Consider the following 13,607-nt stretch of genomic DNA (forward strand, 5'->3'; position numbering starts at 1 on the left):
TTTTTTATAATTTTAAACTTTATAAACATCAAGAATGGAAAATATCACGACTTTATTCAAAGAAAATTGGGACACAATATTAATTACTGTTATATCAGTGATAACATTTTATTTTGTATTTAAATCGAAAGAACGAAAGAGAAGAAATTAGTTTTCCTTAAAAATAAATAGGATTTGGGTAAAGAAATTCATAATTAAATTCATCTTGTATTTTTTGACTTGAAATTATTTTTCCTTCTCGATTTGTAGCGGAAATAATTTTCTTGTTTAATTGATATTCTAACACTTCTTCTTTGGTAGGATGTTCTGGTGTAACGACATTATAAATGGATGAATTTTTATTTGAATTAATCAATTTTTCAATCACTTGGCAAATATCTAGATAATGTATATGATTCACCATTTGAGATAGATTTTGACTATTTAAATCTATATATTTAGAAAGAAATCTATCGTCTCCCATTAATCCGCCTAAGCGTAAAATAATCAATTGATTAAATTTTTCTTTTAATTGATTTTCAATTGAATAAAAAGGATTATTTAAATAAATAGTTTCAATTGAATTTTCAGAAATAATTTCATTATTTTCAGGATAAATAGCTGTTGAACTAAGTAAAATAAGTTGATTGTTATAATCTCCTAAAAACTCAATCAAGTGCTGAAATTGTTGTTGTAAATCATCTAAATTATTTCTTCTTCCAAATGGAATTGTCACAATAACAAAGTCATAATCCGTTGAGATTTTCTCAGATTTATAATTATCAAAATCGATTGAAAAACAATTTTCTGCATCCGAAATTCGTTTCGTAGTTTCAATCAAAAATTGCTTTTCTAAATACTTTTCTAATCTCGATCCCAACCAGCCTTTTCCAATAATTAATCCTTTTTTCATTCAATTTTATTAAACAATAAATATAAGACTGTTCTATTTTCTAACCGAAAATAACTTTCTATTTTTGCCAAATGTTAGAAATTCTTTATCAAGACGAATATATTATTGCCATTAACAAACCGAGCGGATTGTTGGTTCACAAATCTTTTTATGCGCGTGATGCGTCTGTTTTTGCAGTTCAGGAATTACGTAATCAAATCGGTGGGCAACATGTTTATCCTATTCATCGTTTGGATCGTAAAACGTCAGGAGTTTTGCTTTTTGCTTTAGATAAAGAAAGTTTAAAAATTATGAATGATCGATTTGCAACACGCGAAGTTGAAAAAAAGTACTTGGCTATTTTGCGTGGTTGGGCTCCCGAAGAAATGACGATAGATTATGATTTGACGAATGATGATGGTGTAAAGCAAAATGCAATTACCTATTTTCATCGTTTGCAAATTGCCGAAATTGATTTAGAGTATAACAATCATCCGACTTCACGTTATTGTTTGGTGGAAGCAATTCCCGAAACTGGTCGTATGCATCAATTACGCAAGCATTTTCGTCATATTTTTCATCCAATTTTGGGAAGTCGTCCGCATGGTTGTAATAAGCAAAATAAATTGTGGTTGGAGAATTTTGGATTGAAAGGAATGATGCTTCACGCGCATCAATTGGTATTTAATCATCCAATGACAAATGAACAACTCGTTTTGAATGCTAAGATAAATGAAGAATTTTCTAAAGTTGGAGATATTCTTGGTTTGGATTTAGAAAAATATAAATAATCTTAATTAATGTTTTTCAATTTATCATTTATATAAAATTTAAAATTCAGACGTTAAATAATTGAAATTGAGAATAATATTTCGTAAAATTGTAAGACCAAAAACTCTTGCTTATGAAACATTATTTTTACTCATTTTTTACTTTATTTCTTTTATTTAATTGTTCAGAAAATAAACCTGAAATCAAAAAGCTTACTCAACAAGAATTAACAGAAACAACAGAATTTAAAGAAGCTTCACCCGAAAAAAAACAATTATTTTCTGAACTTAAAGCTTTTCAGAAAGATTTACAAAGTAAACAAGCGCAAAAAATTCCAGATTATTTGGATTGTCCAAAACGTATCGAAGAATTAGATTTGAATACCAAAAATACTGCGATTAGGACAGATGTTGAAGCAAATTCGTTTCGATTATCGACAAATTTAGTCACAGATAATTTTGATTTGATTTACAATGAATTAGATTTGAATATTATAAATGAAGCAATAAAATCTATCCCAGAAACGGATTTATTGGCAAATGATAATGTTTCAACCAATGTAAAACTTGGCGAATGCGATTATCATACTTCAATTTTGATGAAAAACAAAGAAGTTGAATTTGATATTAAATCAGCAACACCAAATTCTGAATGTAAGAAAGATCAAAAATGGAAATTTGTTTCGAATGGAGAAATTTTAGTTTTAGATCATCGAAAAATGTTATAATAAACAAAAAAGAAGTTCAAATTTGAACTTCTTTTTTTTATATTTTTAATGAGAATGCACATGCATAGAAACCGTGAGATAAGCGAGAATAAATCCAACTAAAATAGAACCGAATTTTTTCAGATTAAATTTGTGTCCTTCATTACTTTCGAACAAAATCACGGTTGAAATATGTAAAAATATTCCCGAAACAATTGCACTCATTTCCAAAGAATAATTAGAAATAATGGTATGTTTTCCTAAGAAATACCCCATTGGAGCGGCTAATGCAAACAAAGTCATAAACAAAAAACGCTTTGCGTTCGATTCTGTATGTTGACATAATGCGCTAAACAAAATCATCGAAACTGGAATATTATGAACAAAAATTGCCCACATAAAATTGTGAGATTCAGCATTTGCAACAGGAATTCCTTCGATAATCGAGTGTAAAAATAATCCGCCAAAAATTCCAAAAGGAAATTGCTCTTTTTTGTGCAAATGAATATGTCCGTGCTCAACGCCTTTACTGATCGTTTCTAAAATATATTGCACAACAACACCTAATAAAACAAACAATCCAATAGAATGATGGCTATGATTTTCGGATGGATGTCCATAGACTTGCGGTAAAATTTCTAAAACGGTCATCGCTAAGAAATATGCTCCACTAAAGGTTAGCAGTAGTTTTGAATTGTGTTTATTTTTGAGTAATATTCGAGAAAATAAAACTCCAATTAACACACTTGAAATTAAGATTAAACTTTCTTTCATTTGTTTAAAACTAGAATTAATCGGTCAGAAGTTTGTTCATCAAAAGCATCAAGATTATAATTTCCAAATACTTTATCTAAAATAAAACCTTCTGTTTCGTATATTTTTTTGAAATCGTTGAAATAAATTAAACGAACAAACTCTTCAAAATGAAATATTTCGCCTTTATCTGTGAAATCAATTTCTTTTTTGATAAAACCATTTTGGACAGATTTTGTGATTTTGAATAAAATTCCATCAATCAGTTTTTCTTCATAAGGAATCATTTTCGAAACTACTTTTTCTGCATTCAGATAATCCAAAACAAAAATTCCGTGCGATTTTATTTGTTGTTTTACAGCTTCAAAAACTTTAAAATTATCTTCATAATTTTCAAAATAACCAAAACTTGTAAAAAGATTGAAAACTGCATCAAATTCGTTTGGATGATAGACTTCGCGCATATCATGTTTTTCAAATTTTAAATATTCATTTTCAAATTGTTTAGCGTACTTGATACTTTCTTCAGATAAATCGATACCTAAAACATCAAAACCTAATTTATTTAATGTAATAGCGTGTCGCCCCTTTCCACATGCTAAATCTAATACTTTTGCGTGCTGTGGAAGTTGTAAATAATTCGTGATTTTTTGAATAAAATCTTCCGCTTCTGTAAGACTCCTGTTCTTGTATAAAATATGATAATATGGCGAGTTAAACCATTTTACAAACCATTGTAAATCCATTGTTGTTATTTTTGGCAATTTGGGCAAGTTCCTGTGATGACGCAATTGCAATCTTGCATCGAAAATCCTTCGGGTAAACTAATTTTTATTTCTTCTTTTAAGCAAATAAGTTGATTGCAAGTCGTGCAACGAAAATGAAAATGATCGTGATGATGCTCTACATGCTCACAACATGTCTTGCACATTGCAAAATAATTTACGCCGTCATCTCCCACAACTTTATGCATCATTCCGTCTTCGCAAAAATTATTCAGAATACGATAAATCGTTGCTCTGTCCATTTTTCCTTGCAATTGTGTCTCAATTTGTTCCTGATTTAATGCAGTCGTACACGAATTGAACAAATCTATAACCGCTTGTTTGGTTGGTGTATTTCGTCTTTTCATTTCTTAATGCAAATATGTTGCAATAATACAAATTTTATGGGAAATAAAAAATCCTATTCGAAAGTGAATAGGATTTTTTTGTAAAGATAAATTTATTTCAGCTTCTATATTTTTATTTCTAATTCTGAAACAAGTTCAGAATGAATTTTTGTTAAAATTAAATTGATTTATTTAGAAATAGCTTCGCACTTTTCTTTCAACCAAGCTGTTTCTTTTTCGTCTAAGAATGGAGAAATTTTCTCGAAAACAAATTGATGATAGTTATTTAACCATGTAATTTCTTCGTTTGTCATTAAATTAACATCAATCAAATTTTTCTCAATTGGGAAAACTGTAATAATTTCGAATTTCAAGAAATCACCAAATTGAGTAGATATCGCTGGTTGAACAATCATTAGATTCTCGATTCTGATTCCGTATTCACCATCGCGATACAAACCAGGTTCGTTAGAAAGCACCATTCCAGCTTTTAGTGGAGTTAAATTCTCTTCTAAACGAATACTTTGTGGCCCTTCGTGTACACATAAGAAATGACCAACTCCGTGTCCAGTTCCGTGACCATAATTGAAACCATTTTCCCAAAGCGCTTTACGAGACAAAACATCTAACAAAGAACCACGAGAATTAACAGGAAAAATAGCCTGCGATAAACCAATATTTCCTTTAAGAACTAAGGTATAATCTGTTTTTTGTTGTGTAGTTGGTTCTCCTAACATCAAAGTGCGCGTAATGTCTGTTGTTCCTTCCAAAAACTGAGCTCCAGAATCGATTAACAACATTTCTTTTCGACCTAATGTATAAGCAGTTTCAGGCGAAGCAGAGTAGTGGTTCATTGCGCCATGATCAGCGTATCCACAGATAGTCCCGAAACTTGCACCTTTACAATTTTCCTGTTGCGAACGGAAAAATTTCAATTGCTCATCAATTGTAACTTCATTAATGTTATTTTCGATATTTTCTTCTAACCACATGAAAAATTTCGTCAATGCAACACCATCTTTTACCATTGCATTTCTGAAGCCTTCTTGTTCGACTTCGTTTTTAACAGATTTTAGATTTGTTACTGGAGAAGCAACTAAATTAATTATTGAAGAAGTAGAAATGGCTTCATATAACGATTGATTGATTCGATTTCCGTCTACCAAAACATGTGATTTTTCGTTTTGTTTCTTTAAATAATCGTAAACCGCTAAATAAGGTTGAATTGTAATTCCTTCATTTGCTAAAGCAGTTTTTGTTTCTGGAGTTACTTTTGCTTCATCTATAAATAAATACGCATTTTCTGTATCCACAGCGGCATATGAAATTGTCAATGGATTATAGTTAACATCATTTCCACGAATATTAAATAACCACGCAATTTCATCCAACGAATTCATGATATATACATTGGTATTTGCTTTTTTCATCTCATTGCGCACTTCCGAAATTTTTTCTGAAGCAGATTTTCCAGCAAATTTTACATCATAAATATAGAATGGATTCTCTGGTAAAGCAGGACGATCTTGCCAAGCTAAATCAATTAAATCAATATTTTTAACTGAAAGTTGATTGAATGAAAACTCGTTATAATTTTCTGCAAAAGCATTGTGCGCAAACATTTGCGGATTAAGACCAACAACTTCTCCTTCTTTTAATTGAGAAATAATCCATTCGTTGATAGAAGGAGTTTCTGGCATTCTCATTTTCATCAACTCAAAAGTCGTGTCTTTTAATTGATCTTCTGCCTGAATAAAATATCTCGAATCCGTCCAAACAGCCGCTTTTTCTAATGTTACAACTGCAGTTCCAGCCGATCCATTGAAACCTGAAATCCATGTACGCTCTTTCCAACGATTTGGTAAATATTCGCTTCCGTGCGGATCTGTTCCAGGAATAATTGTTGCGCTAACTCCATTTTGTTTCATAACCTCTCTCAAAGCTGAAAGACGATCTGTGATTTTTTCCATTTTATATCGAATTCTAAAAAATTAAACTTTAATAGCCGAAAGGTACGAAGAATGTCGATGAAGGAAAATATAGAAATTAAGAAATATTATTAAGATTATTATCTGGTTTCATCACGATGTTTTTCTGATAAAACAGGTTCTGCAAAAGCAATAAATTCATTTTCTTGTAATTCGATTAATTTATCAAAAACAGATTTATAATTTATTTTTAAAGGAATTTCTAGAACAAAGTATTTTTCATTCAGCGCTTCACTTTCACAATTCAAATTCTTGAAAATATTTCTAATATCATCTCTATTAATTTCATCATTCATTATCATAACTTGAACTGTCGAATTTCCATAAAATTCAATTACTTTTCTAAAAGTCAAACATTCTTCATCGTTATCATATTCAGCAAATACTATATCGTCACTTGAAAAACATGGACCATAGAACGGAATATTTTCAATTTTATATAATCCTTTTTCTTTGTCTATGGTTTCTGTCCAAAGTGTTTCAACTATTTCTTCTTCTAAAACCTTACTATAATATCGAACCAATATTTTTTCATATTTAGTTTCTTGATCCATGAAATATTTTTTGTTAAGATATAAATTAGTTTAGAATATCGAAAAACAATTATTCCTTTCTCAATTTCCTTTATTTCCCGTACTTTTGTAAAAATTTTATTTCCTTGGAAAATTTCAGAATGATTGCGAAAACCTTTTTTGGTTTCGAAGAAATATTAGCGCAAGAATTAAAAGCGTTGGGTGCGGCAGATGTTAAAATTCAAAACCGAATGGTTGAATTTAATGGCGATTTAGGTTTTATGTACAAAGCAAATTATAGCTTGCGTACGGCACTTCGTATACAGAAGCCAATTCTTTCGTTTTCTGCGAAAAATGATCATCAATTGTACGAGAAATTCAAAAAATTCCATTGGGAAAATTATCTAAATGTCGATCAAACTTTTATGATTGATCCAACTGTTCATTCAGATTATTTTACGCATTCGCATTACGCAGCGCTTAAAGTGAAAGATGCTATTGTAGATCGATTCAAAGAAAAAAATGGTCGTCGTCCAAGCATTGATAAAGATTTTCCAGATGTACGTTTCAACTTACATATTTCACACGATAAAATTACGTTGTCGTTAGATTCTTCGGGAGAATCTTTGCACAAACGTGGTTATCGTGAAGAAACTGGTCCAGCTCCAATTAACGAGGTTTTAGCAGCAGGTTTGTTGTTGCAAGCAGGTTATGATGGAAAAGGAAATTACCTTGATCCAATGTGTGGTTCAGGAACAATGTTGATTGAAGCGGCGATGATTGCAAATAATATTCCGCCACAAATTCATCGTAAGCATTTTGCATTTCAGAACTGGCCAGATTATGACGAAACATTGTTTACACAAATTCGTAATACGCGTTTAAATCGAATCAAGGAATCAGAATATAAAATTGTAGGTTACGAAATTTCTCCAATGATGGTAAAAATCGCGCAGATGAATATAAAATCTGCTGATTTAGAAGATTTCATTGAAGTGAGAAATCAAGATTTCTTTACATCTAAAAAGGAATTGTTCCCAGTTTTATTGGTGTTCAATCCGCCTTATGATGAGCGTATTGAAAACAATAACCAAGAATTTTATAAACAAATTGGAGACACATTAAAATCGAGTTATCCAAATACATTGGCGTGGTTTATCACATCAGATTTACAAGCCAAAAAATATGTCGGTTTACGTCCTTCGAAAAAGGTAAAAGTGTTTAACGGTAAGTTAGAATGCGACTTTTTACAATACGAAATGTACGAAGGAAGTAAAAAAACTAAAAATCAAAATTAAAAGAAGTGAGTCAATTTATAAAAGAAATTTGTCAAGATCAAAAAGTATATCTTTTAACTTCTGAAGAAGGTTTTGCTATTTCGTATTCGGAAGAATTTGAGTACGAAGATGGCTCTAATTTAGAGGTAATTTGTTTTTGGTCGAATACAGATTTAGCTGAAAAAGCGAAACAAAATCAATGGGCAAATCATAAAATTGATTCGATAGATTTGAATACTTTTTTAGAAGAATGGTTGTTCGGAATGATTGAAGAAGTTTCTTTGGTTGGAATTAATTTTGACGAAACTTCGAAAGGAGAGGAGCAAAGTCCATTGGATACAATTTTGGCTATTGTTCATGAATTGAATCAATCAAAATCTACTTTCAAAACGAATCATTTTAAGGATTTGAACGAAATCCAGAAAGTAACTTTAGAATTGAAAGAATCATTCAATCAATAATTTATTTTGGAAAAAGAAGATTTAAAACTTTCGATAATTATTGCCGTTTATGAACGTCAAGATGAATTGACAGAATTATTGTCAAGTTTAACAAAACAAACGGATAAATCATTCGAAATTATTATTGTAGATGATGGTTCTAAAAATAAATTGGATGCGGTTTGTGCTAAATTTGAAACTCAATTAGATCTTCATTATTATTACAAAACAAATTCAGGACCAGGAAAATCAAGAAATTATGGAATGGAAAAAGCGAATGGAAATTATTTCATTTTCTTAGATTCTGACACGATTATTCCTTCGACTTATATTGAATCGGTTAAAAAAGAATTGACAACTAATTTTGTTGACGCTTTTGGCGGACCAGATGATGCAGATGACTCGTTTACAGATTTGCAAAAAGCAATTACTTTTTCGATGACTTCTTTCTTAACAACAGGAGGAATACGTGGAGGAAAAAAGCAAATTGGTAAATTTCAGCCACGTAGTTTTAATATGGGAATTTCTCGAAAAGCGTACAAAAAAACGGGTGGATTTGCTGATTTACGTGTTGGAGAAGATCCAGATTTATCAATGCGTTTGTGGGAAAATGATTTTGAAACGCGATTATTTCAAGATTCGAAAGTGATACATAAACGTAGAACTTCGTTAAAGAAATTTGCGAAACAAGTTTATCAATTTGGAGTTGCACGCCCAATTCTTAATCAACGTCATCCAAATTATATCAAACCAACTTTTTGGTTTCCAAGCTTATTTTTTGTCGGAACTTTAGTTGCATTTTTATTTTTATTGTTGAGTTTTATTCTTCCAAAACATCGATTTATTCTTCAAACCCCATTTGTTTTGTGGTTAATTTACATGTTTTTGATTTTTATTTTCTCAACTATTCGTTTTAAATCTGCGGTAGTTGGTTTATTATCGATTCAAACAACTTTAATTCAATTTTTCAATTATGGTTATGGATTTTTAGAAAGTCAATTCAGGTTGAATATTCTCAAACAGAATCCTAAAAAGGCTTTTCCGAGTCATTATCATATCGATTAAATATAAAAAATAAAGGTCAAGAGAAATCTTGACCTTCTTAATTTCAAAGCATTGCTTTGACATCTAACTTAAAATACTAATTAGCTCAAATTTAACATTTATTGTTGAAATTAAACTATAAATGACTTGTTATATTTTGTTAATCAATTCGTTAAAATATATTTATTAAATAGATTTCAAGTAGAATATCGTAATAATTGATTAATTTTCTAAAATAGTTAGTTGTTTAGAAATCTATTCTCTTTAAAGTTATTTAGGTTTAAAAATTTTTATTTTAGCTATTTATACTTGTTCCATTCAATCTTTTCGGTCAGTTCTCTCAAATATTTCGTAATTTTGCAGACTTAAATTAGAGTAATGCGTACAAAATCGACTGGAAAAAAGAAAATTAATGTAATTACGTTAGGATGTTCTAAAAATGTATACGATTCTGAGGTGTTAATGGGACAGCTGAAAGCCAATGGGAAAGAGGTTGTACATGAGCAATCTGGGGAAATTGTGGTGATTAATACTTGTGGTTTCATTGATAATGCAAAGGAGGAAAGTGTTGATACAATTTTAGATTACGTGCAACGTAAGGAAGATGGTTTGGTGGAAAAAGTTTTCGTGACAGGATGTTTGTCAGAGCGATACAAACCAGATTTAATTGAGCAAATTCCAAATGTTGACCAATATTTTGGTACGCGAGAATTACCACTTTTATTAAAAGCATTGGGTGCAGATTATAAGCACGAATTGGTTGGAGAACGTTTAACAACAACTCCTCGTCATTATGCATATCTTAAAATTGCTGAAGGTTGTGATCGTCCTTGTTCTTTCTGTGCAATTCCTTTGATGCGTGGAGGAAATGTTTCTCGTCCAATCGAAGATTTAGTTACAGAAGCTACTAAATTGGCAAAAAATGGAACAAAAGAGTTAATTTTGATTGCACAAGATTTAACGTATTATGGTTTAGATATCTATAAAAAACGTGAATTAGCATCATTATTAAAAGAATTAGTTAAGATTGAAGGTATCGAATGGATTCGTTTACATTATGCATTTCCAGCTGGTTTTCCAGAAGATGTTTTGGATGTAATTCGTGAAGAACCTAAAGTTTGTAATTATATTGATATTCCGTTACAACATATTTCAACAAAATTATTAAAATCAATGCGTCGTGGTACAACACACGAAAAAACGAATGCTTTGTTAGACGCAATGCGTACAAAAGTTCCTGATATGGCGATTCGTACAACATTGATTTGTGGATATCCAGGCGAAACAGAAGAAGATTTTCAGGAAATGAAAGCTTGGGTACAAGAGCAAAAATTTGATCGTTTGGGATGTTTTACTTATTCTCACGAAGAAAATACGCATGCCTATAATTTAGAAGATGATGTACCAGAGGAAGTAAAACAACAACGTGTTGAAGAAATTATGGAAATTCAATCTCAAATTTCGTATGATTTGAATCAAGAAAAAATTGGAAAACAATTTAGAGTAATGATTGATCGTAAGGAAGGTGATAACTTTATTGGACGTACAGAATATGATTCGCCAGACGTTGATAACGAAGTTTTGATTTCTGCAATTGATACCTATTTACCAGTTGGTGATTTTGTAAATGTAGAGATTATTGAAGCGTACGAATTCGATTTAATTTGTAAAGTGATTGATTAATCAATTCGAGATATAATAAAAAACCACTTCAAATAAAGTGGTTTTTTTATGCTTAATTTTTTTCTTTATTTTTTCAATATTTCATCAAAAAATTCTTTCGAATCGTTATCAAACGTAGGTTTTTGTAACAATAATTGGGAGATTTTTACAATTTTATCAAAATCTTGTTGCGTAAAATATTCACCAAAATGTTCATTGCAAAAATCACCTAAATTTCCTAAAACGATATTCACTTCTTCTTCGCTCAACTCACCTTTTTGTTTCCAACGTTCACGGAACAAACTTGCAGCTAAATAAGAAGAAATATCGATCAAATCATCTATCGAAATATTAGATCCGTTTTTCAATTTTGCCATAATCAACGTATCCATATCGCGATAAATTACTTCTCGTATTGTCAAATCTTTATTTTCCATTCTTTGTATTCTTTCGCAAAATTAGAGATTAAAATTTGGATCTACTTGAAATTTCATCAATTCTTTCGTCTTCGGATGCGTAAATTCTAAGGATTCGGCATGTAAATGCAAACGATTTGTTTTCGTACCATATAAATCATCACCAATAATTGGTGCATTTAGTCCCAAACGATGCGAAGCATGCATGCGCAACTGATGTGTACGACCGGTAATTGGATAAAAATAGACAAGCGTTTTATTGTCTTTTCTTGCAATGACTTCATACTTTGTCTGCGCCGTTTTTCCATGTTCATAACAAACCATTTGTCTCGGTCTATCGTCCAAATCCACACGTAAAGGTAAATCTATAAAACCATTATCGCGCTCAATATTTCCATCTAAAAGTGCAATGTAGCGTTTCTGAACTTTACGTTTAATGAATTGTTGTTGAAGAAGTTTATGACTTTCTTTATTTAACGCCAAAACAAGAATTCCAGAAGTTGACATATCCAAACGATGAACAATAATTGGACCTGTTGCCAATGGAAATTGATGTTTAATTCTAAGATAAACCGAATCTTTAATCTCAATTCCAGGAACAGAAAGAAACTCTTCTGGTTTATTGATGACAACCAAATCATTATCTTGATATAAAATTTCTAACTCTTCAACAGTTGAATTTTGCTTCAACAATAAGTTTTCATTCAGTTCAATTCCTTGCAACATATGTCCTAAAATAGGCTCACATTTTCCTGTACAAGCTGGATAAAATTGACCATGTTTTCTAACCTCAGATTTTGGCGAATCTCCCCACCAAAACTCAGCCATACAAATTGGTTCTAAATCATTTTGAAACGCATATTGCAATAATTTGGGTGCAGCACATTCACCAGCAGCAGCAGGAGGTTGTTGAAATACAGTTGTTGAAAAAATTTCTAATAATCCTTTTTCTTGCTTAAACTTATTCAAGAATTGATATTGATTAAACAATTGATTTTGAAGTAAATTAGATTTTATTTTTCGTTCTTCTTTTAATGAATTGATTTCATTCTTAAAAACATTTATTTTGCTTAATAAAATCTGTTTTTCAGAATCAAGTTTTTCATTTAGAATTCTAAATTCATATTTATCACGTAAACTTTGTTTGACTAAATCTTCTTCAAAAAATTGAATTTCATCTTGAGATAAAGTTGGAGAAATTGTTTCTCGTTGATATTTTCGGTCTTTTTTATTTGATTTTAAAAGTTGTTTTCCTTCTTCAATTTTTAACTTAGAATTGATTTCAAATTGAATAAAATCTTCTTTAAGTTGTAGATAGTTTTGATCATTTTCTAATGATTCTAAAATACGATTGATTTCATTCAAACGTTCTTCTTGTTCTAAGAAAAAACCATTTTTATTCAACATATCAAAAATAGGTGGAACAAAAAATTTGTGTTGATTAGTATTAGCCAATTTACCTGAAACTGCCGCTAAATATCCTACTTCATTCTTTTGATTTCGAACAACTAAAACACCAAACATTTTACCAATTGGAGTGGAAGATTGGTCATTTTCTAAACCAAAATTATGTTCAAAATCGGTTTGATTTTCCAAGTATTCTTGTAGCTCTCTACATGCTTGCTTCGCAATTTCAGTAGGTTCATAATAAAATGGATAATCAAACTTTTTGGGAAGTTCGTACGTAGTAATTGGATGTTTAAAATATTGAAAATAATTGGACATTTGCTTCTTTAAAATCGATGCAAAGATACAGTTTAAGCAATAAATTTTGAAATTGTATTACTCAATTCGTTCCAATAAATACCAATTATCTTTCAATTTTTTAGATATTTTATATTCATTTTGAAATTCATAACGATTTTTACTCTCTGGACTTTTAGTGTAAAATAATTTATTATAGTTAACCCGTTGTGCATATTAAATAATTTGAGTTTTTAGATTATTAATATTTCGATTAAAGTATGTTTTATTAATGTACTGAACCACAGTAAGTGCAGTAATTTTAGCTAGAATTCTGGTTTTAAATCCTTCAAAAGTCTTTGCATAATTTCGT

General features: G+C 30.3%; 14 protein-coding genes and 1 pseudogene. 6 read left to right on the forward strand and 9 right to left on the reverse strand.

The window, feature by feature from the left end; all coding sequences use genetic code 11:
• Positions 1-157: 157 nt before the first annotated feature.
• Positions 158-892, reverse strand: coding sequence for an epimerase (locus B3I31_RS10260; RefSeq protein ID WP_291073871.1), 735 nt, complete (start codon positions 890-892; stop codon positions 158-160).
• Positions 893-963: 71 nt separating this feature from the next.
• Between B3I31_RS10260 and B3I31_RS10265 the strand changes: the two genes are divergently transcribed.
• Together B3I31_RS10265 and B3I31_RS10270 are read left to right on the forward strand one after the other, a co-directional pair.
• Positions 964-1,662, forward strand: a complete 699-nt coding sequence (locus B3I31_RS10265; protein WP_180904559.1) for a pseudouridine synthase — start codon at positions 964-966, stop codon at positions 1,660-1,662.
• Between the two features lie 113 nt (positions 1,663-1,775).
• Complete coding sequence (locus tag B3I31_RS10270; RefSeq protein WP_115000743.1) at positions 1,776-2,369, forward strand: hypothetical protein; 594 nt, start codon at positions 1,776-1,778, stop codon at positions 2,367-2,369.
• 45 nt (positions 2,370-2,414) lie between these two features.
• On the opposite strand, the gene B3I31_RS10275 is transcribed toward B3I31_RS10270, so the two are convergent.
• From B3I31_RS10275 to B3I31_RS10295, 5 genes are all read right to left on the reverse strand, one after another.
• Positions 2,415-3,122 carry a ZIP family metal transporter gene (locus B3I31_RS10275; protein ID WP_221855878.1) on the reverse strand — a complete coding sequence of 236 codons (708 nt, stop codon included), beginning with the start codon at positions 3,120-3,122 and terminating at the stop codon, positions 2,415-2,417.
• The gene (locus B3I31_RS10280; RefSeq protein WP_349678967.1) at positions 3,119-3,865 is read right to left on the reverse strand and encodes a class I SAM-dependent methyltransferase; all 747 of its coding nucleotides are present in this window, start codon (positions 3,863-3,865) and stop codon (positions 3,119-3,121) included. Before B3I31_RS10280 ends, B3I31_RS10275 begins: the two co-directional genes overlap by 4 nt.
• Positions 3,853-4,233, reverse strand: coding sequence for a Fur family transcriptional regulator (locus tag B3I31_RS10285; RefSeq protein WP_291073876.1), 381 nt, complete (start codon positions 4,231-4,233; stop codon positions 3,853-3,855). Before B3I31_RS10285 ends, B3I31_RS10280 begins: the two co-directional genes overlap by 13 nt.
• Positions 4,234-4,400: 167 nt before the next feature.
• Entirely contained in the window at positions 4,401-6,182 is a 1,782-nt protein-coding gene (locus B3I31_RS10290) for an aminopeptidase P family protein (protein ID WP_291088015.1), read from the reverse strand.
• Between the two features lie 98 nt (positions 6,183-6,280).
• Positions 6,281-6,754, reverse strand: a complete 474-nt coding sequence (locus B3I31_RS10295; RefSeq protein WP_291059617.1) for a DUF4265 domain-containing protein — start codon at positions 6,752-6,754, stop codon at positions 6,281-6,283.
• 98 nt (positions 6,755-6,852) lie between these two features.
• Here B3I31_RS10295 and B3I31_RS10300 point away from each other — a divergent pair, with 98 nt between their 5' ends.
• The 4 genes from B3I31_RS10300 (at position 6,853) to rimO (ending at position 11,156) form a co-directional block, all read left to right on the forward strand.
• Positions 6,853-8,010, forward strand: a complete 1,158-nt coding sequence (locus tag B3I31_RS10300; protein ID WP_221855924.1) for a THUMP domain-containing class I SAM-dependent RNA methyltransferase — start codon at positions 6,853-6,855, stop codon at positions 8,008-8,010.
• A 5-nt stretch (positions 8,011-8,015) separates the two neighbouring features.
• Positions 8,016-8,450, forward strand: a complete 435-nt coding sequence (locus B3I31_RS10305; protein ID WP_221855886.1) for a DUF2750 domain-containing protein — start codon at positions 8,016-8,018, stop codon at positions 8,448-8,450.
• 6 nt (positions 8,451-8,456) lie between these two features.
• Positions 8,457-9,494 (forward strand): glycosyltransferase, encoded by a 1,038-nt coding sequence (locus B3I31_RS10310; RefSeq protein ID WP_221855888.1) that lies wholly within the window; start codon positions 8,457-8,459, stop codon positions 9,492-9,494.
• A gap of 357 nt (positions 9,495-9,851) precedes the next feature.
• Entirely contained in the window at positions 9,852-11,156 is a 1,305-nt protein-coding gene (gene rimO / locus B3I31_RS10315; protein WP_286496376.1) for a 30S ribosomal protein S12 methylthiotransferase RimO, read from the forward strand.
• A 65-nt stretch (positions 11,157-11,221) separates the two neighbouring features.
• Here the strand turns inward: rimO and B3I31_RS10320 are convergent, their stop codons facing one another.
• From B3I31_RS10320 to B3I31_RS10330, 3 genes and pseudogenes are all read right to left on the reverse strand, one after another.
• Positions 11,222-11,572 (reverse strand): hypothetical protein, encoded by a 351-nt coding sequence (locus B3I31_RS10320; protein ID WP_219035247.1) that lies wholly within the window; start codon positions 11,570-11,572, stop codon positions 11,222-11,224.
• Positions 11,573-11,593: 21 nt separating this feature from the next.
• Positions 11,594-13,276, reverse strand: a complete 1,683-nt coding sequence (locus B3I31_RS10325) for an RluA family pseudouridine synthase (RefSeq protein ID WP_286496377.1) — start codon at positions 13,274-13,276, stop codon at positions 11,594-11,596.
• Between the two features lie 195 nt (positions 13,277-13,471).
• Positions 13,472-13,607 (reverse strand): annotated as a pseudogene (locus B3I31_RS10330) (IS982 family transposase); the annotation flags it as partial.

The sequence above is a fragment of the Empedobacter sp. UBA3475 genome (assembly GCF_002378465.1).
Lineage (GTDB): Bacteria > Bacteroidota > Bacteroidia > Flavobacteriales > Weeksellaceae > Empedobacter > Empedobacter falsenii_B.